Source organism: Corynebacterium sp. HMSC063A05, assembly GCF_001809695.1.
Classification (GTDB): Bacteria; Actinomycetota; Actinomycetes; order Mycobacteriales; family Mycobacteriaceae; genus Corynebacterium; species Corynebacterium amycolatum.
On the sequence record NZ_KV798504.1, the window covers coordinates 216,976 to 238,967 of the forward strand.

Consider the following 21,992-nt stretch of genomic DNA (forward strand, 5'->3'; position numbering starts at 1 on the left):
GTAACGGGTGTGAGTTAGATCGGCAGCGCTGCACGCATCGCCTCGACATCGGGAGTGCGCCCAGTGAACTGCTCGAACTGTCCCACCGCTTGATGTAGCAACATGGACAGTCCACCGACCGCCTGTGTCCCTCCGCGTTCGGCTGCTTTCACAAGTGGGGTTGGCCAGGGATTGTAAATAACATCGAGAATCTTCGGTGCTCGAGCGAGGTAGCCAGCAACCGATTCAATTGCGGCTGACGGCACCGTAGAGACCAGCACGTCGGCATTGCCAGCAATATCTGCCAGGTTTGGAGCGTCAAAAGTCACCCAAACAAATTCCATCCCCAGCGCGGCAGCTAGCGGTTCAATGTCATATGCGCGCTTGGAGCGCGCTATTACAGTCACATGATTGACACCCAGCTGCGATAGCGCCCAAAGTGCCGGTCGTGCCGTGCCACCGGCACCAACAACAACGGCGCGACCACGTGGTGCGTTCGTGCAGTCAATCTCGCGCAGTGCTCCCAATACACCGTCACCATCAGTGTTGTCGGCGAACCAGCCCGAATCGCGACGGACCAGGGTGTTCGCCGAACCAATTAGCCGTGCGCGCTCACTGACTTCATCGGCGAAGTCCAGCGCGGCAAACTTGCCGGGCATCGTGACGGAAAACCCCTGGAAACTGGGGTCTGCGCCACCAACGACGTCGGCAAGCTCTTCGGCGTTGCACCGAATGCGGTCATAGTGCCAGTCATTCATTCCCGCAGCCCAGTAACCGGCGTTGTGAATAGCCGGCGAGTACGAGTGGTCAATCGGATCTCCCAGCACGGCTGCGCGATGAGTTATAGGCATAGGAGTTCTACCTCTTAGCGGTTCGAATCCAGCACGCCATTGCTGCGTGACTCGTCAATAGCGGCCTCGTGCTCTTCGAAGGTCGTGCTAAAGACGGTATTCCCTTCCTTGTCCACCGTGACAAAGTACAGCCAGGTGCCGTCAGCCGGATTTTCCATGGCACGAATCGCCTCGATGGAGGGCGAAGCAATAGGGGTTTCCGGCAGCCCCTCCTTGGCGTAGGTGTTCCATGCGGTCTTTCGCGCGCGGTCCTCATCCGTGGTTGCGATTTCCTGATCCGGCAGATCGTAATTGACTGTCGAGTCGAACTGCAGCTGCATCGGCTCCTCCAGACGGTTCAGAATAACGCGAGCGACCTTATCGAAGTCACCATCTGGCGACTCCATCTGAATCAGAGAAGCTGCGGTAATCAGCTCGTATGGAGACAGACCAACCATGTCCGCTGAAGCCATGAGCCCTGTGTCCTCATAGTTCTTCACCGATTCCTTGACCAATTTTGCCAGCATCTGTTCGGGCGTCTGCTGCGGGTCAAGGTGATGAACACCTGGCGTAATGAGTCCCTCAAGACGACGAGGGTCGTTGCCACGCGCAGTTACCGCGTCCCGTGCCCATTCTGGAACACCGAGCGCGGCCAAATCAGCCTCGCCAGCAGCACGTTCGAGATCGGTCTTGGACACGCAGTCATTGTCCTCAACGCAAGTGGCCTCTGAAATAAGCGAGAAAATTCCCTTACGCACATCCGATGAGGACACAATGCGGGTATCGGCGAAACGGGCGCCAGTCGGAATGTCAACGGTACCGACCTGATTTTCGACATCCAGAAGAGCCTCGACGGTCTCATCGGCCTTCATCCGCTGGTGGAGTCGGTAGAAACCCGGCTGCAATTCACTTGAATGGGAGTTTTCATTCGCGGCCTGGATGAATGCACGGGAAGACTTGACGACGCCGCTTTCCACCAATTGGTTGGACAAATCAGTAAGTGACGTGCCTTCACTGACCTCAACAATCGTCATTGGCCCCTCGGCTTTGCCGTCGTAATCGTCTACAATGCCCCCACGATTCCAGACGAGGCCAATCACTGCGAGGACGAACACGCATAACAGGACAGAAGTCACATTGATTGCCACTGCCGTTTGGCGGTGGCGAACCCGAGGCTTTGTCCCACCGCTGCGAGCACCAGCGCGGTCCCGGTCGTCACCGCCGCTACCAGTGCGGCGCGCAGTCTGCGCGTCTTTACTCATCAATAATCTCCTCGAACGCAGCTCACTCTCCCATCGGTATCAGCGCGGAGTCTTCCCATTTGGGTGCGACACGCGACTAATAGCGACTGGTACGACATAGCTTTACGACGAAGTCGTAGCACTAGGTTGCATTGTAGGTGTGAATCGCCACTTCAACTTTTCAAATCCCATGCACGCAGAAACGTGCTCAGATATTACACACTTAATAATTGCGCAAAGGTGGGTGAATTGTCACCTTTCGGTAACTTTTGTGTGCCCCTAGTCGGTATTTTCGTCCAAAGATTTTGCCCGTCTGTCCAACCAGGATTGTAGAATTTCTACTGCCGCAGCCTGGTCAATAATCTTCCGCCCGGACTTAACATCAATACCTGCTGCGTGCAGCCTTGATTGAGCCATTACCGTCGTCATCCGTTCATCGGCGTAATGCACTACGACTCGGTCACCGAGTCGGCGCTGCAGCCGGAATCCAACGTCAGTAGCTTTCCGCGCAGAAGTCCCGAACGTGCCGTCGAGCATAAGGGGCATCCCGACAACAATCTCGACGACCTCAAGTTCAGTGGCGAGTCCCACGAGCCGGTCAATATCCGGCCCGTCAGGATCTTTTCGCCCCGTTGCTCGAGTGACTGTTTCAACCGGGGTCGCCAGGATACAGTCGGGGTCAGAGACTGCGACACCAACGCGGACATCGCCGACGTCGATTCCGAGCCGCCGACCCCAACCGGGATCATCCTGACCGGGGGTATCAATGCGGGGCTTAGCCATTGTTTACTGCTCTTCCGATAGCACAGCCGTTAATTGACTACTTGGACAGTTCGGCCTCAACAGCGGCCAATGCTGCGTCGATACCGGAGGCATCAGAGCCGGAGCCCTGTGCCATTGCCGGTTTACCGCCGCCCTTGCCGCCGACCTCGGCGCCCATCAGCTTCACCAAATCGCCGGCCTTAATACCGCGATTGACGGCTTCATCCGAAACCGAGGCCACAAATGGAACCTTGCCGCCAGCGTTGGAAATCAACGCAATAACGCTTGGGCGATCCGCAAGACGCTTCGCCAAGTCATTAGCCAGCGAACGGATGTCCTTCATCTCCGTACCGTCGGGAAGCTTAAGGCCGAGGTAAGTAACATCGCCGATGGTGCGAGCGGACTCCAGGTGAGATGCGGCATTGGCCAGCAGCTGTCCGGCCTTGAAATCAGCGAGCTGCTTCTCTGCAGCCTTGAGCTTCTCAGCCAATGCTGCGATGCGGTCTGGCAGCTCAGCAGACGGAGCCTTGAATTCAGTGGCCAGTCGTTCAGCCAGGAGACGCTCGGTGGACAGGTAGCGGAAGGAATCCATACCCGAGTAGGCCTCAATACGGCGCACGCCCGATCCGACAGAGGACTCGCCCAGCACAGCTACCGGACCAATCTGCGAAGAATGCGAAACGTGGGTACCGCCACACAGCTCAATTGAGAACGGGCCACCGACCTCGACAACGCGGACGATGTCGCCGTAGTTTTCGTTGAACAATGCCATGGCACCAGCGGCCTTGGCCTCTTCCAACGGCATCTCGGCAGTATTGACAGCCCAGTCGTTGTCGACAGCCTCATTGGTAATCTGCTCAATCTCACGGAGCTGTTCCGGTGTGAGCTGCTCACCGTACTTGAAGTCGAAACGGAGGTAGCCCGGCTTATTCATGGAACCAGCCTGAGTTGCAGTATCCCCCAGTACCTGACGCAGAGCACCGTGAATCAGGTGAGTTGCAGTGTGCGCCTGACGAGCACCGTGACGCCACTGCTCGTCTACCAAAGCTTCAGCGGAGACGCCCGGGGTAAACTCACCGGCTGTGACGATGCCCTTGTGCAGCCACAGCTTCTTGCCCACCTTTTGGACATCGTTGATGTGGACCACAGCGCCGGAATCAGTCACGATTCGACCACGGTCAGCCAGCTGACCTCCGGCCTCGGCATAGAGCGGAGTGCGGTCGAGGATAACCTCAATCTCATCGCCCTCTGCGGCAAACGCCTGCTTCTGGCCATCGGCAATGATGCCGAGAATCGTGGATTCGTCGGCAAGCCGATCGTAACCAGTGAAGGACGTCGGGTGTTCATCGATGAACTCGCGGTAGACGTGCAGGTCGGTGTGCGACTGTTTCTTTGCCTGGCTGTCGGCCTTTGCACGCGCACGCTGCTCAGCCATCTCGCGATCGAATTCCTCGCGGTCGATGGTCAGGCCAGCTTCTTCGGCCATCTCGATGGTCAGGTCGATTGGGAAGCCGTGGGTGTCATGCAGGGTGAAGGCATCGTGTCCGGATAGAACGGTTTTACCCTCTGCCTTGGCCTTGGTGGCCGCGCGCTCGAACAGCTCCTCACCAGCGGACAGAGTCTTGGTGAAGGTCTTTTCCTCGGCGACGGCGACGCGGCGAATACGGTTCCAGTTCTCCGCGATCTCTGGGTACGACGGGGTCATGGTCTCGGCCGCGATACCAATCAGCTTCTCCAGCACTGGACCGTTAGCTCCGAGCAAGCGCGCAGAGCGGATAATACGGCGCAGAAGGCGACGCAGAATATAGCCACGATCGGAGTTCGAGGGAGTGACGCCGTCGAGCATCAGCATCAAGCCGGTACGGCTGTGGTCAGCGATGACGCGGAAACGGATGTTGTCCTGGTGGTTCGAGCTGTATTTCGAACCGGTGAGCCGCTCAGCCTCGTCGATAACCGGACGCAGTAGGTCAGTTTCGTAGACGTTGTCGACACCCTGCAGCAGGAAAGCAACACGCTCGATACCCATACCGGTATCGATGTTCTTCTTCGGCAACGGGCCAAGAATCTCGAAAGAGTCCTTGCCTGTTCCTTCGCCACGCTCGTTTTCCATGAAGACGAGGTTCCAAATCTCGATGTAGCGATCCTCGTCGGCCTCTGGGCCACCATCAGCACCGTACTCCGGGCCGCGATCGTAGAAAATCTCTGAGCACGGACCACACGGGCCAGGTACACCCATGGACCAGTAGTTGTCCGCCATACCTCGGCGCTGAATGCGCTCCTCCGGTACACCAACCTTCTCGTGCCAGATGTCATGGGCCTCATCGTCGTCGAGGAAAACCGTTACCCACAGCTTCCCAGCCGGGATGCCAAAGCCGCCGTCCTCAACAGCACCAGTCAGAAGGCTCCATGCATGAGTGATGGCACCTTCCTTGAAGTAATTTCCGAATGAGAAGTTACCCGCCATCTGGAAGAAGGTGTTGTGGCGGGTGGTGATACCCACCTCTTCAATGTCCAGTGTGCGCACGCACTTCTGAATCGAGGTCGCGGTGGAGAAGTCCGGAGTCTCATTGCCGAGGAAGTAGGGCTTGAACGGCACCATGCCGGCATTAACGAACAGCAGGTTCGGGTCATCCAAAACCAGGGAGGCACTGGGGACCTCGGTGTGTCCCGCCTTTACGAAATGCTGGATGAAGCGATTTCGAATTTCATGAGTCTGCACGGTGTTCTACTTCCTCGTTTCACGTCGAGCGTCCGAGATGTTTAATACAAAACTAGCAGTCTACCCGCTCGGTTCGAGCAACTTTAAAACCACCCCACCGGCACCCCGTAGATCCCGACCGATCTCGCCTACTTCGATTTCCGGCGGCTCCCCCGGATAATTCGGCGAATGCGTCCGAGGTACTCAGCCATGCCGTTTTCACGACCATGATTGGATGGAACGAAATAATCAGTGCCCACCAACTGATCTGGTGGATACTGTTGGGCAACGACACCCATGGGGTCATTGTGCGGGTAGATATAGTCCACCGCGTGACCAAGGTCCTTAGCCCCGCTGTAATGTCCGTCGCGCAAATGCGGTGGCACCGGCCCGGTCTTCCCGGAACGAACATCCTTCAACGCCCCGTCGATTGCGCTTATGACCGAATTGGATTTCGGTGCCGTGGCCAAGTGAATCGTGGCCTGCGCCAGCGTCAGCCGGGCTTCCGGCATGCCTATCAAGGCAACGGCCTGCGCCGCGGCGACGGCGGTTTGCAGTGCTGTCGGGTCTGCCATACCGATGTCTTCGCTAGCCAGAATTACGATTCGGCGGGCAATAAACCGAGGGTCTTCCCCACCCTCAATCATCCGCGCCAAGTAGTGCAGGGCAGCATCGACATCAGACCCTCGAACGGACTTAATAAACGCGCTGGTGACGTCGTAATGCTGGTCGCCATCGCGGTCATAGCGAACCACGGCCCTGTTGATCGAATTGGCAAGCGACTCAGAGGTAATCTGCTCACCGTCGGCTACGGCTTCTGCGGCTGCCTCGAGGTATGTGAGGGAACGACGAGCATCACCAGCTGCCAGCGCAATGAGTTGATTACGTGCATCGTCTGTCATACTGACGCGACCATTGAGGCCGCGCTCATCAGTAAGTGCTCGATCAATGAGCGTGCCGACGGCTTCGTCATCCAGTGGCTGCAACTGTAACAACAGTGATCGACTGAGCAGCGGGGACACCACTGAGAAGGATGGGTTTTCCGTCGTTGCCGCAACGAGAAGGACAATCCGATTTTCCACGGCACCCAACAGGGCATCCTGCTGGGTCTTAGAGAAGCGGTGCACCTCGTCGATGAAGAGCACCGTTTGAATGCCCTGATTAACGAGCGTGCGACGAGCAGTATCGATAACCGCACGCACTTCCTTCACCCCGGCATTAAGCGCGGAAAGCGCTTCAAAGTGTCGACCGGTCGCCGCGGAAATCAAACTGGCAAGAGTGGTCTTGCCAGTTCCAGGAGGGCCAAACAGAATAACGGAGGTGTCGCCGCCCCCCTCGACCAGACGGCGCAACGGTGCTCCGGGTGCTAGCAGGTGGTCTTGACCAACGACTTCATCCAGGTTTCGCGGTCGCATCCGAACAGCCAATGGCGCATGTGCACCTGGGTGGAAATAGGTGTTCGCATCGGAGTTCAGGCCAGTGCTTGCTGGCCCCGCACCCCGACCTTGGCTCTTGGCCGCCGCAGGGCCGGCAATCGAAGGCTCGTCGAAAAGCCCTGGAGCGTCATCGGCGGAGCCGTTTGCACCGCCTGTCGGCAGCTTATTCGGATCCGCCACGTATGCCCTAGCCTTCCTCTTGCTCTAAGAAATCAATTACAGCATGTGCGAACTTTTCCAGCTCGTCGGCACGATCGTCCTCACATCTATGGGCGAACTGCGCAATGGCGCGAGCTGTGTTAGCCATGTCGCGTCGCTCCAATGCTGAGCCACCAACTTCCGGCTTCAGGTCCGTACGTCCTTCATGCCCCACCCACAGCGCTTGCTTCGGAGAACCGAAGACGGAAACCGTTGCGGAGATGAAGAACCAACCGAGCAAAGCCGCAGCAATGAACGCCATCATACGGCGGTCGCTCGTGTCGCGATACCAATGGTCACGAATCTCTTCCATCCATGCACGGACAAATGCGTCGACCTCTGCCTCCGATGGGCGCTCCACGAAAACGTGCAGCGGGAAGCCTGCGACGACGCTGGCCACGTCGAAGATGACATCGCGGTAACCAGCCCACTCATAGTCGAGGAACTGGACCTTGTCCGCCAGCAGAATGTTGTCCGGGGCGAGGTCAAACGGAGTAAACGCCCTATGCGTGCCCTTCTCAATTCGACGAGCAGCATCCTCACCGAAAGAGCGCACAGCGTCGGGAACAGGAATGCCGGAGCCTTCAATAGCTCGCATGCCAAAGCGAATCCCCGACACAATGCCGTGGTCACGCGCCTCGAGAGCCTCACGATCGACCTTGTTCTTCACCCACATACGACGACGCAGGGTCTCAAACCCCTCTTCGCGAGTATGCGTGTGAATATGCATCCGGCCCAGCGACGCGCCGAGACTGCGGAACGCGCGCAATCGACGCTCTTCATCGCCACGAAAGAGTACGTCCGCAAGAGTGTCCACGACACCGACGTCGCTGAGAACCAATAGCTGCTTTGAAACATCGTAAGCAAGAAGCTGAGGCCCCGGGCGAACGTCGTCAGGCAGCGTATTGATGAACTGGTACGCCACGACTTCCCGTAAAACGGCGGGATCGACACCTTCAGTCATCGTAGGAATTTGCTTTACGACGACCGTGCGCTCCTGCATAAAGGGATTTGTGGCGACCCGTACGCGGACAACAAGAGCGTTTGACTGGCCTGTAAGTACTTCTGGATCCGACAACACTGGAGTGCCGCCGAATCGTGCGGAAAGCAGTGTCTCTGCATCTTTAACTACACTGTCAACTTCTGCTGCAGCGTCGTCCGAGTACTCCATTGAATGCCCTTTCAATGAGCCAGTTTCAGTCAGGCGATACGGATGTCGCGTTGTGGCCCGTACCGCCTTAGTTAGGAGGAATCGACCCCGCTCGCGCTGTTCACGCTGGAGTGGCGGAGCACATTCCTCGCAATGTGATTTCTTTGTTTACTTGCTGTCGCCTGCGTCGGCTGCTGCCTTAGCGGCGTCTGCCTTCTGCTTTGGCTTCGGCTTGAAGTCGATACCGGTCTCCTTGCGCTGCTGAGCGGTAATCGGAGTCGGGGCGTCAGTCAACGGATCAACGCCGCCACCGGACTTCGGGAAGGCGATAACATCGCGAATGGAGTCAACGCCGGCCAGCAGGGAAACGATACGGTCCCAACCGAATGCGATACCACCGTGCGGCGGAGCGCCGTACTGGAAAGCGTCCAACAGGAAGCCGAACTGCTCCTGTGCCTCTTCCTCGCCGATGCCCATAACATCGAAGACGCGCTTCTGGACATCTGGGCGGTGAATACGAATGGAGCCGCCACCAATTTCGTTACCGTTGCAGACGATGTCGTAGGCGTAAGCCAGTGCGTTGCCCGGATCCTTGTCGAAGGTATCCATGTGCTCTGGCTTCGGCGAGGTGAAGGCGTGGTGCACAGCAGTCCACTGGGAGTGGCCCAGGGCAACGTCACCGGAAGCGGTAGCGTCGGCAGCCGGCTCGAACAACGGTGCGTCGACGACCCAGGTGAATGCCCAGTCGCCTTCCTTGATCAGGCCGAGCTTCTTGGCAATCTCTCCACGAGCAGCACCCAGCAGTGCACGGGAGCTCTTAGCATCACCTGCAGCGAAGAAGATGCAGTCACCCGGCTTTGCGCCGACGTGCACCGCGATGCCTTCACGCTCTGCGTCAGTAATGTTCTTGGCAACCGGGCCACCCAGAGTGCCGTCCTCCCCGACGAGGATGTAGGCCAGGCCCTTCGCGCCGCGCTGGCGGGCCCAATCCTGCCAAGCATCGAGTTGACGACGAGGCTGCGATGCGCCACCGTCCATAACAACTGCACCAACGTAGTCGTTCTGGAAGACACGGAAAGTGGTGTCCTTGAAGAACTCAGTGCACTCCACCAACGGAATGTCGAAGCGCAGGTCTGGTTTGTCAGAACCGTACTTCTCCATGGCCTCCTTGAAGGTCATGCGTGGAATCGGAGTCTGAACAGTGACACCGGCCTCGGCGAAGATAGCAACCAGAATCTCTTCTGCCAGCGCAATGACATCGTCCTGCTCGGCGAAGCTCATCTCAACGTCGAGCTGAGTGAACTCTGGCTGGCGGTCAGCGCGGAAGTCCTCATCGCGGTAGCAGCGGGCAATCTGGTAGTAGCGCTCCATACCAGCGACCATAAGCAGCTGCTTGAACAGCTGAGGGGACTGCGGCAGTGCATAGAAAGTGCCCGGCTTCAAACGAGCCGGCACTACGAAGTCACGAGCGCCTTCCGGCGTAGAGCGAGTCAACGTCGGAGTCTCGATTTCTGTAAAGTCGTGGCTGTCCAGCACCTTACGTGCTGCGCGGTTGACAGCCGCACGAAGACGCATAATTTTGGCCGGGCCTTCACGGCGTAGGTCTAGGTAGCGGTACTTCAGGCGAGCTTCTTCGCCCACAGTGCCAGAAGTTCCAACGTCCTCGAGCTGGAACGGCAATGCCGCCGACTCGTTGAGGATGGTCAGCTCCGTAACATTGACCTCAATTTCTCCCGATGCCAGGTTCGGGTTTTCGGAGCCCTCCGGGCGCTTCTCAACGATACCGGTGACCTGAATGCAGTACTCGCTGCGCAGGTGGTGTGCACGCTCAGCAACTTCACTGTTGCGGAACACAACCTGGGCGTAACCGGAGCGGTCACGCATGTCAATGAAGATCACACCACCGTGGTCACGGCGGCGTCCTACCCAACCGGTCAGGGTTACTGTGCTGCCGGCGAGGTCAGCGCGGAGGTCTCCGGCAAGATGCGTACGAAGCACTGCGAATTGGTCCTTCCAAAATTGGTGCTATAGGGATTAACGCTGTGGATAGCGGTTTCGTCCGTGTAGTCTACCTTGAAGCCATTAAGGTGAGAAGAAGACCCCGGTTATTTTGCCTATTACCGGTCATCGCCCCGGTCATCGCCTTGGGTCTACCTCGGGCTTCATGTACTCACTTAGACATAGATTTTTGTAGGCCTTGACGTTGACTTCCATACGGACACTTTGACGCAGCGCTATTCAATGGCCCGTTTTCCGAACCCTATGCAATAGTCTTACTCCTATGACCTTCCGGAATGACTTCCAAAAGAGCTCGGCTCGTGCCGAGCGACGCTCGGGTGGTGGCCGCGCTATTGCAGTAGGCGGTGGCGGCATCGGCGGCCTTGTCCTCATTGGCCTGTACTTACTTCTCGGCGGCGACCCGGGACAATTGGGACAGCTGACAGGTGCCCAGAACAACCAGTCCTCTCAGACTGCACAGCAAACCCCTGGTGAGGATCCCTGTAAAACCGGCGAAGATGCCAACAGCCGCATCGATTGCCGGATGGAATTCACCGGCATTTCGGTCGACCGAGTCTGGGAAGAACAGCTTCCCGCACAGGCCGGCATCGGGTACACGAACCCAGGCCTAGTCCTCTTTGAAGGCTCCACTCAGTCGGGCTGCGGCGCAGCGTCCTCGTCCACCGGCCCGTTCTACTGCCCCGCCGATCAAACGGCCTACTTCGACACGGAGTTCTTTAGCACCCTGGAGCGCATGGGCGGAGGCAACGGCCCGCTCGCGCAGGAGTATGTCGTAGCCCACGAATTCGGTCACCATATCCAAAATTTGGAGGGTACGCTCGGCCGCAGTAACTACAACGAGCCTGGCCCCGATTCCGATGCCGTAAAGATTGAGCTGCAGGCAGACTGCTATGCGGGTATCTGGGCTCATTACGCGGACAAGGGGCCGGACGCAATCCTCGAACCGCTTTCCGACGAGCAAGTTGCCGATGCCCTCAAAACTACGAAGGCCATCGGTGATGACACCATCCAGCAGCATTCCGGCGGTGGTGTCCAGCCAGACTCCTGGACCCACGGCTCAGCTGAGCAGCGTACGAAGGCATTCCTCACCGGCTACAAATCCGGCAAGATGGCGCAGTGCGACACTCTCGAGCGCGGTGTCTACAGCTAGACTCCGCACTCAACAAATGCGCGTTTCCTAGATGCGCGACTGCAACTCCTGAACCAGTGCATCTAGGGCCACCGCGTGCTGCTCGTGGGACTCGAGGTTCTTCAGCTGAACCTCGCCCGCAGCCAATTCAGATTCGCCGAGGACCAACGCAAATCGGGCTCCAGCGCGATCGGCACCCTTCATTGCACCCTTCAGCCCGCGGCCACCGTAGGACATATCCGCGCGGATACCCGCTTGGCGCAACTTATTGATCTGCACCGCCATAGTGTGAGCGGCTTCTTCACCGAGCGCAACACCATACACATCGACGCGTCGACCGTCGCTAGCCTGCTTGCCCTCCGCTTCCAGCGCGAGCAGTGCACGATCCACACCCAAACCAAAGCCAATGCCCGACAGCTCTTGGCCGCCGAGCTGCGCCATCAGCCCGTCGTAGCGACCACCGCCACCGATACCCGACTGAGCACCAAGGCCGTCGTGAACAAACTCGAAGCAAGTCTTGGTGTAGTAGTCCAGTCCCCGCACCATTCGCGGGTTGATAACATACGGCACCTTCATGTCATCCAACAGTCCAGTCACAACTTCAAAGTGATTGCGAGCGCTGTCCGAAAGGTGGTCTAGCATCAGCGGCGCGTCAGTGAGCATTTCCTGCATTTCCGGACGCTTATCGTCGAGGACGCGCAGCGGGTTGATGTTTGCACGGTGGCGAGTTTCCTCGTCCAGCGGCAGGTCAAACAAGAATTCCTGCAGCTTAGCGCGGTATTCGGGGCGACAGGTGTTGTCACCGAGGCTTGTCAGCTCAAGCCGGAATCCTTCCAGGCCGATGCCGCGGAAACATGCGTCGGCAAGCGCGATGACCTCAGCGTCCAGCGCAGGATCATCGACGCCGATTGCCTCTACGCCAACCTGCTGCAACTGACGGTAACGGCCGGCCTGCGGGCGTTCATAGCGAAAGAACGGCCCCGCGTAGGAAAGCTTGACCGGCAACTGACCGCGGTCCAGATTGTGCTCAATGACCGCGCGCATCACGCCCGCGGTACCCTCCGGGCGCAGGGTGACCGAGCGGTCGCCGCGGTCGGCGAACGTGTACATCTCCTTGGTGACGACGTCCGTCGATTCACCTACGCCGCGTGCAAAAAGCCCGGTTTCCTCGAAAATTGGCAGCTCAATGTGCTCATAGCCCGCAAGTCGTGCGCGGTGCTGGAATGAGTTTCGTACCGCCTCGAATTCGCGGGAGACCGGCGGGACGTAATCCGGCACGCCCTTGGGCGCGGAGAATGGCTTCAACTTCTTTGGCTTCTGGCTAGAGTTCACTCCGCTAACTCTACCTGCCAACTCTCACGACGTGTCAGCCAGGCTAGGTGAGGTTTTGCAGGAAGGGGTTGGTCTCGCGCTCCTCGCCTATCGACGATGCGGAGCCATGGCCCGGAAGAATCATGAGGTCATCCGCCAGCGGGAGAACCTTATCCTTCAACGACTGCTGCATGTGCTCCGGACTACTGCCCGGTAAATCTACGCGACCGATAGCCCCCTTAAAGAGGACGTCCCCGCTGAAGATAATCTCATCTTCCCCATCGGAAGCGCGCAGCATTACGCACCCCGGTGAGTGACCCGGTGCGTGAATGACTTCGAAATTCAACCCTGCCCACTTTACTTCGTCGCCATCCTCGAAGAAATCGGCTTTCGTATAAGCCTGCATGGACTCGATGTCAAAGAGGTGTCCGAAAGAAGAACCGCCGAGTTTCGGATTGGCCAGCAACACATTGTCGCTTTCGTGAATGAAGACGGGGATATCCCAGAAGTCGGCAGCCTCCGCGACATCGCGAATGTGATCGATGTGGCCATGCGTCAACAGAATTGCCTCCGGCTTCCAATTTCGTTTCTCAACCTCAGTGCGCACAACCTCAAGTGCCCCCATGCCCGGGTCAATAATGACGCACGGGGTAGCCAAGTCGTCCATCTCCGGAGTGCCTGTTGCCACGTAGCAGTTGGTCTGAAAAGGGCCGGCTGCAAAACCAAAAATCTCCATAGCACACATTCTATCGAGTGTCTGCTTGGCTCGAGCTGGGTTCATTTATCACGCTGTTAAGTTCCCGCTAAAACGACGGCTGATAGGCGGCGAAACTCGTAGAACTGTTCTTGGCAATTGAAACTGACGATTGGAATCTTTATGCAGAATGTGTACTTAGCAACTATCACTATTTTCATCGTGACAACGGTGGGAACGGCCCTAGCAGGCTATCCGCTGCTGACCTCAATCCTTTTCATGTCAGCCGTGACAATCCTGGGCACGAGGAGTCTAACTCGACATCGTCGTAGTCGTGTTGTCGAAGGTACAAACAGAAGTAAGAGCTGCATCACGCCAGAGAAGGTGAAGAAGTACCGTCGCCAACACCCCGGTGTCGGCATCAAAGAGGCTGTCGAAGCTCTACGTGCTAAAGCGGAACGCCCTTTCCCATGGCGACTTGGCCTGTCATCTCGCAAATGAGAAGCGACTCCGGGCATAATGGTCGATTGTGTACGCGACGGTGACCGACTGAGCTTTCACCTCAAACTCGGTCACTATCTATGGGCAAAATCGTCCGCTGGTGTTCCGTCACCGGCAATAGATGACTAAGAGATACGGAGAGAGACTAGTGGCCAATAATGAGCAAAGGCGCAAAGATGCGATGCGGACGCTCGAGCGCGAACTTAAGCGCCGTGCGCGTGCCGAGAAGCTGAAGCCACTGGGCGTTGTCGTAACCACCTTGGCTATCCTGCTCTTTATCGGAGGCGGAATCTACCTGCTGACCACGGCTGGCGGCGCTGACGACAACGAGGCCGCTAATGAATCTACGACGCCAGTCGAGCCTGCAGCTCTCACAGCTACTCCCGTCAGCGGTGAAAAGGTTCCGATGAAGCGCTCTTCCCCGCTTCCGGAAACCGTGACCTGTGACTACCCGGATGATGGCGAGGCATCGAAGGACATCGATAAGCCAGCTACCGACAATGTTCCCGCCACTGGCACTGTAACCATCACTCTGAAGACTAACCAGGGCGACATTCCGATGGAGCTGGACCGCGCTATTTCACCTTGCGGTGTCAATGCGATTGAGCACATGGCCAAGTCCAACTACTTCGACGACACCGTGTGCCACCGTATCACCGGTGGTGGCCTGAACGTTCTCCAGTGTGGTGACCCGACTGGTACCGGTAGCGGCGGCCCGGGCTTCAAGTTCGCTGGCGAGTGGCCGGTCAAGGATTCCGGTCTGGATCAGAACACCCCGTTGGTGTACCCGAAGGGCTCTATCGCCATGGCAAACCCGAACGACCCGGATGCCAACGGCAGCCAGTTCTTCCTCAACTGGGCAGATTCTCAGCTGCCACCGCAGTACACCGTGCTTGGCTCCATGACTGACGAGGGCACCAAGACGGTTGCGGACATTGCGAAGAATGGTATCGAGGGTGGCGGTACCTCTGACGGTAAGCCAGCTAAGGAAGTCCGTATTGAGAAGGCGGAAGTCAAGTAGTCGACTCAACTAACTGATTGAGAAATTCATCAAAAACAGGGCCAAGGTGTTTCACCTTGGCCCTGTTTTAATACCGACGCGGCCTCAATCTTTATTCACATATCGATGCGCTGCTAAACCAGCTACTGACCAGAAGTAATGCGGTAAACATCGAAGACTCCCTCGACACCGCGCAGAATGTTGAAGATATAGCCCATCTGCTTAGTGTCCGAAACCTCGAAGCTAAAACGCATTACGGCAACGCGGTCATCGGAGGTATGGGAGGACGTCGACAGGATTGAGACCCTCTGATCGGAGAAGACGCGAGTAATCTCCGAGAGCAGTCCGTGACGGTCAAGTGCTTCGATTTGCACCGTAACCATGAAGACCGCACCGGAGGAATCTGTTGCCCAGGAGACCTCGATAATGCGCTCGGGCTCCTGGTGCAGCTTCTCCGCATTAGTGCAGTCCGTACGGTGCACACTGACCCCACCGCCGCGGGTGACGAAGCCAAAGATGGCATCGCCCGGCACAGGCGTACAGCATTTGGCAAGCTTAGCGGCCATATCCGCGCTGCCTTCTACCAACACACCCGTGCTGTCAGCGCGGCGCGGAGTGTTGTGCACGCTCATCTTTGAAATTGGCGTGCGGGAGACCAACTGCTCTTCGGCATCGTCCGTGCTCGAGAACTGCGCCATCAGGCGGTGAGTCACATGCTGCGCTGAGACCTGTCCCTTTCCGATAGCGGTATAGAGCGCATCGACATCCGCATAGTGCAGCTCGGAGGCAATCTGCTTGATGGACGCCGGAGTGAACAGGCGGTGCATCGGCAGACCGCCGCGCTGTACCTCTGCAGCCAGCGCGTCACGTCCGGCATCGAGCGCCTCCTCACGGCGCTCCTTGGCAAACCACTGACGAATCTTTGCCCGCGCGCGGGGAGTTTTAACAAACTTCTCCCAGTCCTTAGACGGGCCGGAATGGGCATCCTTGGACGTGAAGATCTCGACGCGGTCGCCAGTTTTTAGCGGTGATTCCAACGCCACTAGCTTGCCGTTGACTTTGGCACCAATACAGCGGTGACCTACTTCAGTATGGACTGCGTAGGCAAAGTCGACCGGCGTGGAGTCCGCGGGCAATGTGATGACATCACCCTTAGGCGTGAACGCAAAAATTTCAGTGACTGAGAGGTCATAACGCAGGGAGTCCAGGAACTCGTTAGGATCTGCAGCCTCGCGCTGCCAATCCAGCAGCTGACGCATCCACGCCATCTGATCGACTTCGGCGGAATCTCCCTTATGAGAGCCTTTTGTTTCCTTGTAGCGCCAGTGTGCGGCAATGCCGTACTCAGCGTTGTAGTGCATTTCATGGGTGCGAATCTGCACTTCTAGCGGGGCCCCACCTGGACCAATGACCGTTGTGTGCAACGACTGGTAAACCCCGAAGCGCGGCGCGGAAATATAGTCCTTGAATCGCCCCGGCATGGGTTTGAATAGCGAGTGGACGGCGCCCATGGCGGCGTAGCAGTCCTTGGTCGTGTCCACCAGAACTCGAAGTCCGACCAGGTCAAAAATCTCGTCGAACTCGTGGCCGCGGACAATCATCTTCTGATAAATCGACCAGTAGTGCTTCGGCCTGCCCTGTACCTCAGCAGCAATGTGAGACTCCTTCAGATCCTTCTGGATCATCTCGGAGACTTCCTGGATGTACCGGTCCCGCTGCGGCGCTCGGTCTGCGACCAAACGCACAATCTCGTCGTACTTCTTCGGGTACAAAATGGCGAAGGAGAGATCTTCCAACTCCCACTTCACGCTGGCCATTCCCAAACGATGCGCCAGCGGTGCAATCACCTCGAGGGTCTCGCGGGCCTTCTTAGCCTGCTTTTCCGGCGGCAGGAAACGCATTGTGCGCATGTTATGCAGCCGGTCGGCCACCTTGATAACCAGCACGCGCGGGTCCTGGCTCATGGCGATAATCATCTTTCGCACGGTCTCTGCCTCGGCGGCGGAGCCCAACGCAACCTTGTCCAATTTGGTCACGCCGTCGACTAGTCGCGCGACCTCTGGGCCGAAGTCCCGCTCCAGGTCCTCCAGCGTGTAATCGGTGTCCTCGACCGTGTCATGCAGCAACGCCGCCACCAGCGTGGTGGTATCCATACCAATCTCGGCGGCAATAGTGGCGACTGCAAGCGGGTGAGTGATGTATGGCTCGCCGGATTTCCGGTACACGCCGTCGTGAAGGCGCTCGGCGGTATCGTAGGCACGCTGAAGCACAGCCAAATCCGCGCGCGGATGCACCTGCCGATGCACCGCGACAAGGGGATCTAGCACCGGGCGGGTCTTCGTTCTGTTACCGGTAAGGCTTCGCGCTAGGCGAGCACCATAACGGCGTGCGGGCCCTTCAGCCATGGCTCATTCACCCCTTATTAACCACGTACAGAGGCAGATCAGCAAGCTTCTCCCGAGCGCCCAGGCCTTCAACCTCCAGCACGGTGCACAGCCCGGTCACCTCGACACCAGCTGTCTCTAGCAGGGCGCGAGCTGCACACAGGGTGCCACCAGTTGCCAACACATCGTCGACAAGTACGGCCTTCTTGCCCTTCAGCTCAAACCCACTAGCCGGAATCTCAAGCGCGGCCGTACCGTATTCCAGTTCATAGGTCTCCGTCAGCACAGGTGGTGGGAGCTTGCCCTTCTTACGAATAGCGAGCACTCCCAGTCCGAGCTTGTATGCCACCGCAGAACCCAGCAGGAATCCACGCGCATCGAGGCTGCCGATAATATCGGCCCCGAACTCTTCCACCTTGGCGGAAATCTCGTCCACAAGCAGGGCGAACGTCGTGGCGTCGGCAAGCGCCGGCGTCAGGTCCTCGAACAGTACGCCCTCAACTGGAAAATCGGGCACAAACCGAATCTGATCAGCTAATGCCTCACGCGCGTGTGCATACGACACAGGTTTAAGCTCCTTTTCGGCAAAAAGAAAAAGTGCGGGCACCTGTCAACGATACCCGCACAATGCGCTTTTAAAGTAGTTTCACCCGAACCACTGGGAGGTGCTACCTCCTACTGCCCCGGACGCCAGGACAGCGGCTTGTCTTCATCGCCCTTAAGCTTCGGGGTCTTCACCGTTCGTTTCGGCGTCGACTGTTCCATTTCGCTTGCAGACGATTCCTTCGCGCCCAAGTCCTCCGCGACATCAGCAGTGGCGGAATCGGTGTCCGATCCGGCCCGCTCAGATGCCTTTGCGCGAGCAGACAGTACCGCCTCGTCATGCTTGCGGTATTCACGCTGACGCGACTTGAGCGTTACCAACAGCGGCGAAGCCAGGAAAATCGAGGAGAACGTGCCCTGAATAATGCCGATGAGCTGAACCAGCGCCAAATCCTTCAGCGTACCGACACCCAGCATGCCCACAGCGATAATCATCAGTGCCAGGATTGGCAGCAGCGTCGACACTGTGGTGTTTATAGAACGCATGATGGTTTGGTTGACAGCCAGATTCACCAGCTCGGCGTAACTTCTACGTGTCGATGAACGATAGCCTGCCGTATTCTCGTCGACTTTGTCGAAGACCACGACGGTGTCGTACAGCGAGAACGACAGCACGGTCAGGAGACCGATAATGGTGGCCGGGGTGACATCAAGGCCGATCAGCGCGTAGATGCCCATAATCACTATTGCGTCCACGGCCAGGGCGAGGATGGCAGAAATGGCCATGTCACGCTCGAAGCGGATAGTGATGTAGACGAATACCAAGCCCAAGAACACTACTGCAGCCAGCAGCATGCGGTTGGTAATCGACGAGCCCCACGACTCCGAAACGGTCGAGTCACCAATCGCATCCGGGGTCTGCTCCCCCTGTGCGTCGACGGGTTTGAATGCGTCGTTCAGTGCGACGCGAGCATCATTAATCTCGCCCTGGGTCAGCTTCTCTGAGGTGATTTCCAGAATGCGGCCTTCGCCAGAACCGATGATCTGCACCAACTCCGGCTTGACGCCGGTGGCGTCGGTGAAGACCTCCTCAGCCTGTTCAGTCGTCACTGACGCAGGCGGCATAGTCATCTTGGTGCCGCCCTCGAAATCGATACCGAAGCTGAACCCTCGAATCAGCATCGATGCTAACGCAACGACAATGACGGCAATCGCAATCTGGTACCAGCGCTTCCGCTTACCGACGATATTGATTCCACCCTCGCCGGTGTAGAGGCGGCGGAAGAATGAGTCCTCGTTAGCCGCGTCATTTTCGCTAGTCAGCGCCGGATTCGTCTGAGTAGTATTCATGGATTCCTACTTCCCCTCATTCGCGCCGGAGTCAGCCGAACCGGTGTCGGCAACTGCACTGGCGGCTGCATTGGAGGTGACAGCCTTTTTACCGGTAGCTACGGACTTGTTCCTGTTAGCGACCTCCATGACTGAACCAAAGCCGTTCATGGATGGTTTGGACAGTGCCGGCCACTTGCGAGTAGCCAGAATGACCAGTGGCGCAGTCACCAGGAAGGCGGTCACAATATCGAATGCCGTGGAAAGACCAAGTGTGAATGCGAAACCACGCACATCGCCAACAGCCAGGATGTAGAGGACCACAGCCGCAATGATGGACACAAAGTTACCCGACAGGATCGTACGCCGTGCTCGTCGCCAAGCATGCGGTACCGCAGAGCGGAATGTCCTACCCGCACGAATCTCATCCTTAATGCGTTCGAAGAAGACGATAAAGGAGTCAGCTGTCACGCCGATGGAAATGATGATACCGGCGATACCAGCGAGATCGAGTGAGTAGCCAATCCAGCGACCGAGCAGCACGAGTACGCCGTAGACCATCGCACCAGCTGCTGCCAGTGAAACCAGCGAGATGGCTCCGAGGCCTCGGTAAAGAACGATTGCGTAGACGACAATCAGAGCAATACCGATAATGCCGGCAAGCAGACCGGCCTCCAGGGAGGCCGACCCCAGCATGGCTGGAATGGTCGTAGTGGTACCGCCCGGCTCGCCGTCCTCACCTGCGAAGGACAGTGGCAGTGCGCCGTAACGCAAGTTATTCGCCAGCGCCTGTGCCTCATCGATAGTGAAATCACCCGTGATTCGAGTAGCTGAACCGACCGGGGTTGCCTCCTGAATCACCGGGGCGGAAATGACCTTCGAGTCCAACACGATGGCGACCTGCTGCTGCAGGTAGTCATTGGTCAGCTTGGTCCAGGTACGAGCGCCGGTGTCGTTCTTACCGGACTTGAAGCTAAAGGAGACCTGGATTTGACCAGACTGCTGATCGTAGCCACCGCTAATCGGCGCATTGGTGTCGATAGCATCGCCGGACAGACGCTGGCCCTTGACCTCGTCGTCTTGCCCAATCAACAGAGGAGCCTTGCCCAGGAAGATAGCCTTGCCACCTTCTGGCGCACAGGTCACCAATGGCTTGGCCGGGTCATCGGCACCCTGCAGCGGATCGACTGCATCTCGGTTATCGCAGCTCATCAGTGCAGCGGCTGCAAACTGCGTCGTCGGATCTTCGGACTGGCGAGTTGCCAGCAGCACGTCACGAACCTTCGTACGCAGCTCTGCCGCTTCAATCGAGTTCGCCGGCTTTGCCGGAGCCGTTGCGTCCAGCTTCGGGGCCTCGCCCAGCGACTTGGACAGTTCCTCCGGGACCGGCTGGTCCGGGTTCTGTTCCTTGAAGGCATCAATTGCACGCTTCTGCGTCTCGTTCATGTCCTTGTACAGGCCATCGACGCGCTTGGTGGCGTCCTCCTTCGACAGGACACCGACCGAAACCCAGTCCTCTGCGGTCTTTTTGACTACTTCACCAAAGGCAGCTTCATCAGGGCCCTGCGTGGGCTGCTCTACCGGACGGAAAAACAGCTGCGAAGTCTGTCCGAGCGTACGCGCCTCCTGTGAGTCTTCACCCGGCACGGTAATGACCAGCGTGTCACCGTCGGTGACAACTTGAGCGCCACTGACGCCCATGCCGTTTACGCGGTTTTCCAGAATCTTGCGAGCCTGGTCGAGCTGATCGCGGGTCGGCTTTTCGCCCTGCGGCACCAGGGTTACTCGGGTACCGCCCTGCAAATCGATACCCAACTTTGGCTTGGCCGATCCGCCGCCGGTGAAAAAGACGAGTGCGTACGTAAGGATAAGGAAGCTGACAAACAGCGCCAACAGCCACTGTGGCCAGTTCCTCTTGAATGTATTCGCACCAGATCTGGATTTGCTGTTCAAAGCAAAGTCTCCTGAATCGTGACGTTTAGGTACTTGAACGTTTCGGGTTGAAACGCGTGTCTATAACTGCACCGCGAACTCGCGCAATACCAGGCAGGGGCATTGCGGGCGTCGCCAAGCAAAGCTATAAACACCAACCGCTAGAGGATAACCGATTTAGCGGCCTGCGCCGGTTTTGACTTGTACCTATTTAGTGAAAATCTTCCGACGCTTGCCGACGGCGAAACCTGGGTCGCGTCCTTCGCCCTGCGGCGCACGCTAGAGCTTGATGGCATGCAAACCAGCGGGGCGTGGACGTGCAAAACTGCTACTACTTTTCGGTAGAAGTCGAGCCATCTGTACCCGGGTTATCCGAATTGCTCGTTGTATCCGGGTTCGCGGCCTGCTCGTTGCTGTCCGAAGCCGCATTATCAGCCGGGCCGTGGCCGGTAATTTCTTGCACATCGCCAATGTGGTCGTCCGGCGCATCGGAAACTCTGCCACGCTGGTCGCGGTGAGCGTAGCTAGCTCCCGCGCCGGTAGTGAGGTTGCGGGCAATAGCGCCCTTCTCCCAACGGGTGACGATGCCGTCAGCGATGATTAGATCAACGGTTGTGTCGGTGGTATCAACGACCACGCCGTGCATGCCGGAACCGGTGATGACCTCCGCGCCAGGGGACAGCTTATCCTGCATTTCCCGGATGGTGCGCACCTGCTTGTTCTGCTTGACAATCTGCCAAATCGGCAGCGCCAGGAACAAGAAAATAAGTAGGAGGAGAATAGTTTGATCCATGTCTGCCGAGTTTAACGAATTGCCTGCTCGCAATTCCACACTGCCCTGGGACAGGATTAGGGG

The 21,992-nt window shown here is 57.8% G+C and carries 16 protein-coding genes; 2 read left to right on the top strand and 14 right to left on the bottom strand.

The features are described 5' to 3' along the window. Nucleotides 1-14 precede the first annotated feature (14 nt). From HMPREF2651_RS07465 to aspS, 7 genes are all read right to left on the bottom strand, one after another. Complete coding sequence (locus tag HMPREF2651_RS07465) at nt 15-830, bottom strand: shikimate dehydrogenase (RefSeq protein WP_049180995.1); 816 nt, start codon at nt 828-830, stop codon at nt 15-17. A 14-nt stretch (nt 831-844) separates the two neighbouring features. Then, nucleotides 845-2,071 (bottom strand): endolytic transglycosylase MltG, encoded by a 1,227-nt coding sequence (gene mltG / locus HMPREF2651_RS07470; protein WP_038628894.1) that lies wholly within the window; start codon nt 2,069-2,071, stop codon nt 845-847. A 258-nt stretch (nt 2,072-2,329) separates the two neighbouring features. Continuing rightward, the gene (gene ruvX, locus HMPREF2651_RS07475; protein ID WP_038628891.1) at nt 2,330-2,833 is read right to left on the bottom strand and encodes a Holliday junction resolvase RuvX; all 504 of its coding nucleotides are present in this window, start codon (nt 2,831-2,833) and stop codon (nt 2,330-2,332) included. A 37-nt stretch (nt 2,834-2,870) separates the two neighbouring features. Then, nucleotides 2,871-5,531 (bottom strand): alanine--tRNA ligase, encoded by a 2,661-nt coding sequence (alaS, locus tag HMPREF2651_RS07480; RefSeq protein WP_049180994.1) that lies wholly within the window; start codon nt 5,529-5,531, stop codon nt 2,871-2,873. A 128-nt stretch (nt 5,532-5,659) separates the two neighbouring features. Further along, nucleotides 5,660-7,045: a replication-associated recombination protein A gene (locus tag HMPREF2651_RS07485; protein ID WP_370643280.1), complete on the bottom strand. Its 1,386-nt coding sequence runs from the start codon at nt 7,043-7,045 to the stop codon at nt 5,660-5,662. 88 nt (nt 7,046-7,133) lie between these two features. Next, nucleotides 7,134-8,315, bottom strand: coding sequence for a phosphotransferase (locus tag HMPREF2651_RS07490; protein ID WP_049180992.1), 1,182 nt, complete (start codon nt 8,313-8,315; stop codon nt 7,134-7,136). 147 nt (nt 8,316-8,462) lie between these two features. Further along, nucleotides 8,463-10,292, bottom strand: coding sequence for an aspartate--tRNA ligase (aspS, locus tag HMPREF2651_RS07495; protein ID WP_070586018.1), 1,830 nt, complete (start codon nt 10,290-10,292; stop codon nt 8,463-8,465). 283 nt (nt 10,293-10,575) lie between these two features. Between aspS and HMPREF2651_RS07500 the strand changes: the two genes are divergently transcribed. Then, nucleotides 10,576-11,463: a KPN_02809 family neutral zinc metallopeptidase gene (locus tag HMPREF2651_RS07500; protein WP_049180990.1), complete on the top strand. Its 888-nt coding sequence runs from the start codon at nt 10,576-10,578 to the stop codon at nt 11,461-11,463. Nucleotides 11,464-11,490: 27 nt separating this feature from the next. Here the strand turns inward: HMPREF2651_RS07500 and hisS are convergent, their stop codons facing one another. Both hisS and HMPREF2651_RS07510 read right to left on the bottom strand, forming a co-directional pair. After that, on the bottom strand, nt 11,491-12,774 hold the full coding sequence (hisS, locus tag HMPREF2651_RS07505; RefSeq protein WP_049180989.1) for a histidine--tRNA ligase: 1,284 nt from the start codon (nt 12,772-12,774) through the stop codon (nt 11,491-11,493). Nucleotides 12,775-12,817: 43 nt separating this feature from the next. After that, the gene (locus HMPREF2651_RS07510; RefSeq protein WP_049180988.1) at nt 12,818-13,489 is read right to left on the bottom strand and encodes an MBL fold metallo-hydrolase; all 672 of its coding nucleotides are present in this window, start codon (nt 13,487-13,489) and stop codon (nt 12,818-12,820) included. A gap of 640 nt (nt 13,490-14,129) precedes the next feature. Between HMPREF2651_RS07510 and HMPREF2651_RS07515 the strand changes: the two genes are divergently transcribed. Further along, nucleotides 14,130-14,969, top strand: a complete 840-nt coding sequence (locus HMPREF2651_RS07515) for a peptidylprolyl isomerase (protein WP_049180987.1) — start codon at nt 14,130-14,132, stop codon at nt 14,967-14,969. A gap of 122 nt (nt 14,970-15,091) precedes the next feature. On the opposite strand, the gene HMPREF2651_RS07520 is transcribed toward HMPREF2651_RS07515, so the two are convergent. The 5 genes from HMPREF2651_RS07520 to yajC form a co-directional block, all read right to left on the bottom strand. Beyond that, entirely contained in the window at nt 15,092-17,353 is a 2,262-nt protein-coding gene (locus HMPREF2651_RS07520) for a RelA/SpoT family protein (RefSeq protein WP_049180986.1), read from the bottom strand. 7 nt (nt 17,354-17,360) lie between these two features. Continuing rightward, the gene (locus HMPREF2651_RS07525) at nt 17,361-17,897 is read right to left on the bottom strand and encodes an adenine phosphoribosyltransferase (protein ID WP_049180985.1); all 537 of its coding nucleotides are present in this window, start codon (nt 17,895-17,897) and stop codon (nt 17,361-17,363) included. Between the two features lie 110 nt (nt 17,898-18,007). Further along, the gene (gene secF / locus HMPREF2651_RS07530; RefSeq protein ID WP_049180984.1) at nt 18,008-19,225 is read right to left on the bottom strand and encodes a protein translocase subunit SecF; all 1,218 of its coding nucleotides are present in this window, start codon (nt 19,223-19,225) and stop codon (nt 18,008-18,010) included. 6 nt (nt 19,226-19,231) lie between these two features. Then, a complete protein-coding gene (secD, locus tag HMPREF2651_RS07535; protein WP_016422685.1) occupies nt 19,232-21,157 on the bottom strand; it encodes a protein translocase subunit SecD in 1,926 nt (641 codons plus the stop codon). A gap of 310 nt (nt 21,158-21,467) precedes the next feature. After that, nucleotides 21,468-21,929: a preprotein translocase subunit YajC gene (yajC, locus tag HMPREF2651_RS07540; RefSeq protein ID WP_042388673.1), complete on the bottom strand. Its 462-nt coding sequence runs from the start codon at nt 21,927-21,929 to the stop codon at nt 21,468-21,470. Nucleotides 21,930-21,992: the final 63 nt, after the last annotated feature.

Bases quoted from the DNA above. Each gene is read 5' to 3' on its own strand.
- HMPREF2651_RS07465 (WP_049180995.1), bottom strand. From the start codon at position 830: ATGCCTATAACTCATCGCGCAGCCGTGCTGGGAGATCCGATTGACCAC.
- mltG (WP_038628894.1), bottom strand. From the start codon at position 2,071: ATGAGTAAAGACGCGCAGACTGCGCGCCGCACTGGTAGCGGCGGTGAC.
- ruvX (WP_038628891.1), bottom strand. From the start codon at position 2,833: ATGGCTAAGCCCCGCATTGATACCCCCGGTCAGGATGATCCCGGTTGG.
- HMPREF2651_RS07490 (WP_049180992.1), bottom strand. From the start codon at position 8,315: ATGGAGTACTCGGACGACGCTGCAGCAGAAGTTGACAGTGTAGTTAAA.
- HMPREF2651_RS07500 (WP_049180990.1), top strand. From the start codon at position 10,576: ATGACCTTCCGGAATGACTTCCAAAAGAGCTCGGCTCGTGCCGAGCGA.
- HMPREF2651_RS07510 (WP_049180988.1), bottom strand. From the start codon at position 13,489: ATGGAGATTTTTGGTTTTGCAGCCGGCCCTTTTCAGACCAACTGCTAC.
- HMPREF2651_RS07515 (WP_049180987.1), top strand. From the start codon at position 14,130: ATGCGGACGCTCGAGCGCGAACTTAAGCGCCGTGCGCGTGCCGAGAAG.
- HMPREF2651_RS07520 (WP_049180986.1), bottom strand. From the start codon at position 17,353: ATGGCTGAAGGGCCCGCACGCCGTTATGGTGCTCGCCTAGCGCGAAGC.
- secF (WP_049180984.1), bottom strand. From the start codon at position 19,225: ATGAATACTACTCAGACGAATCCGGCGCTGACTAGCGAAAATGACGCG.
- yajC (WP_042388673.1), bottom strand. From the start codon at position 21,929: ATGGATCAAACTATTCTCCTCCTACTTATTTTCTTGTTCCTGGCGCTG.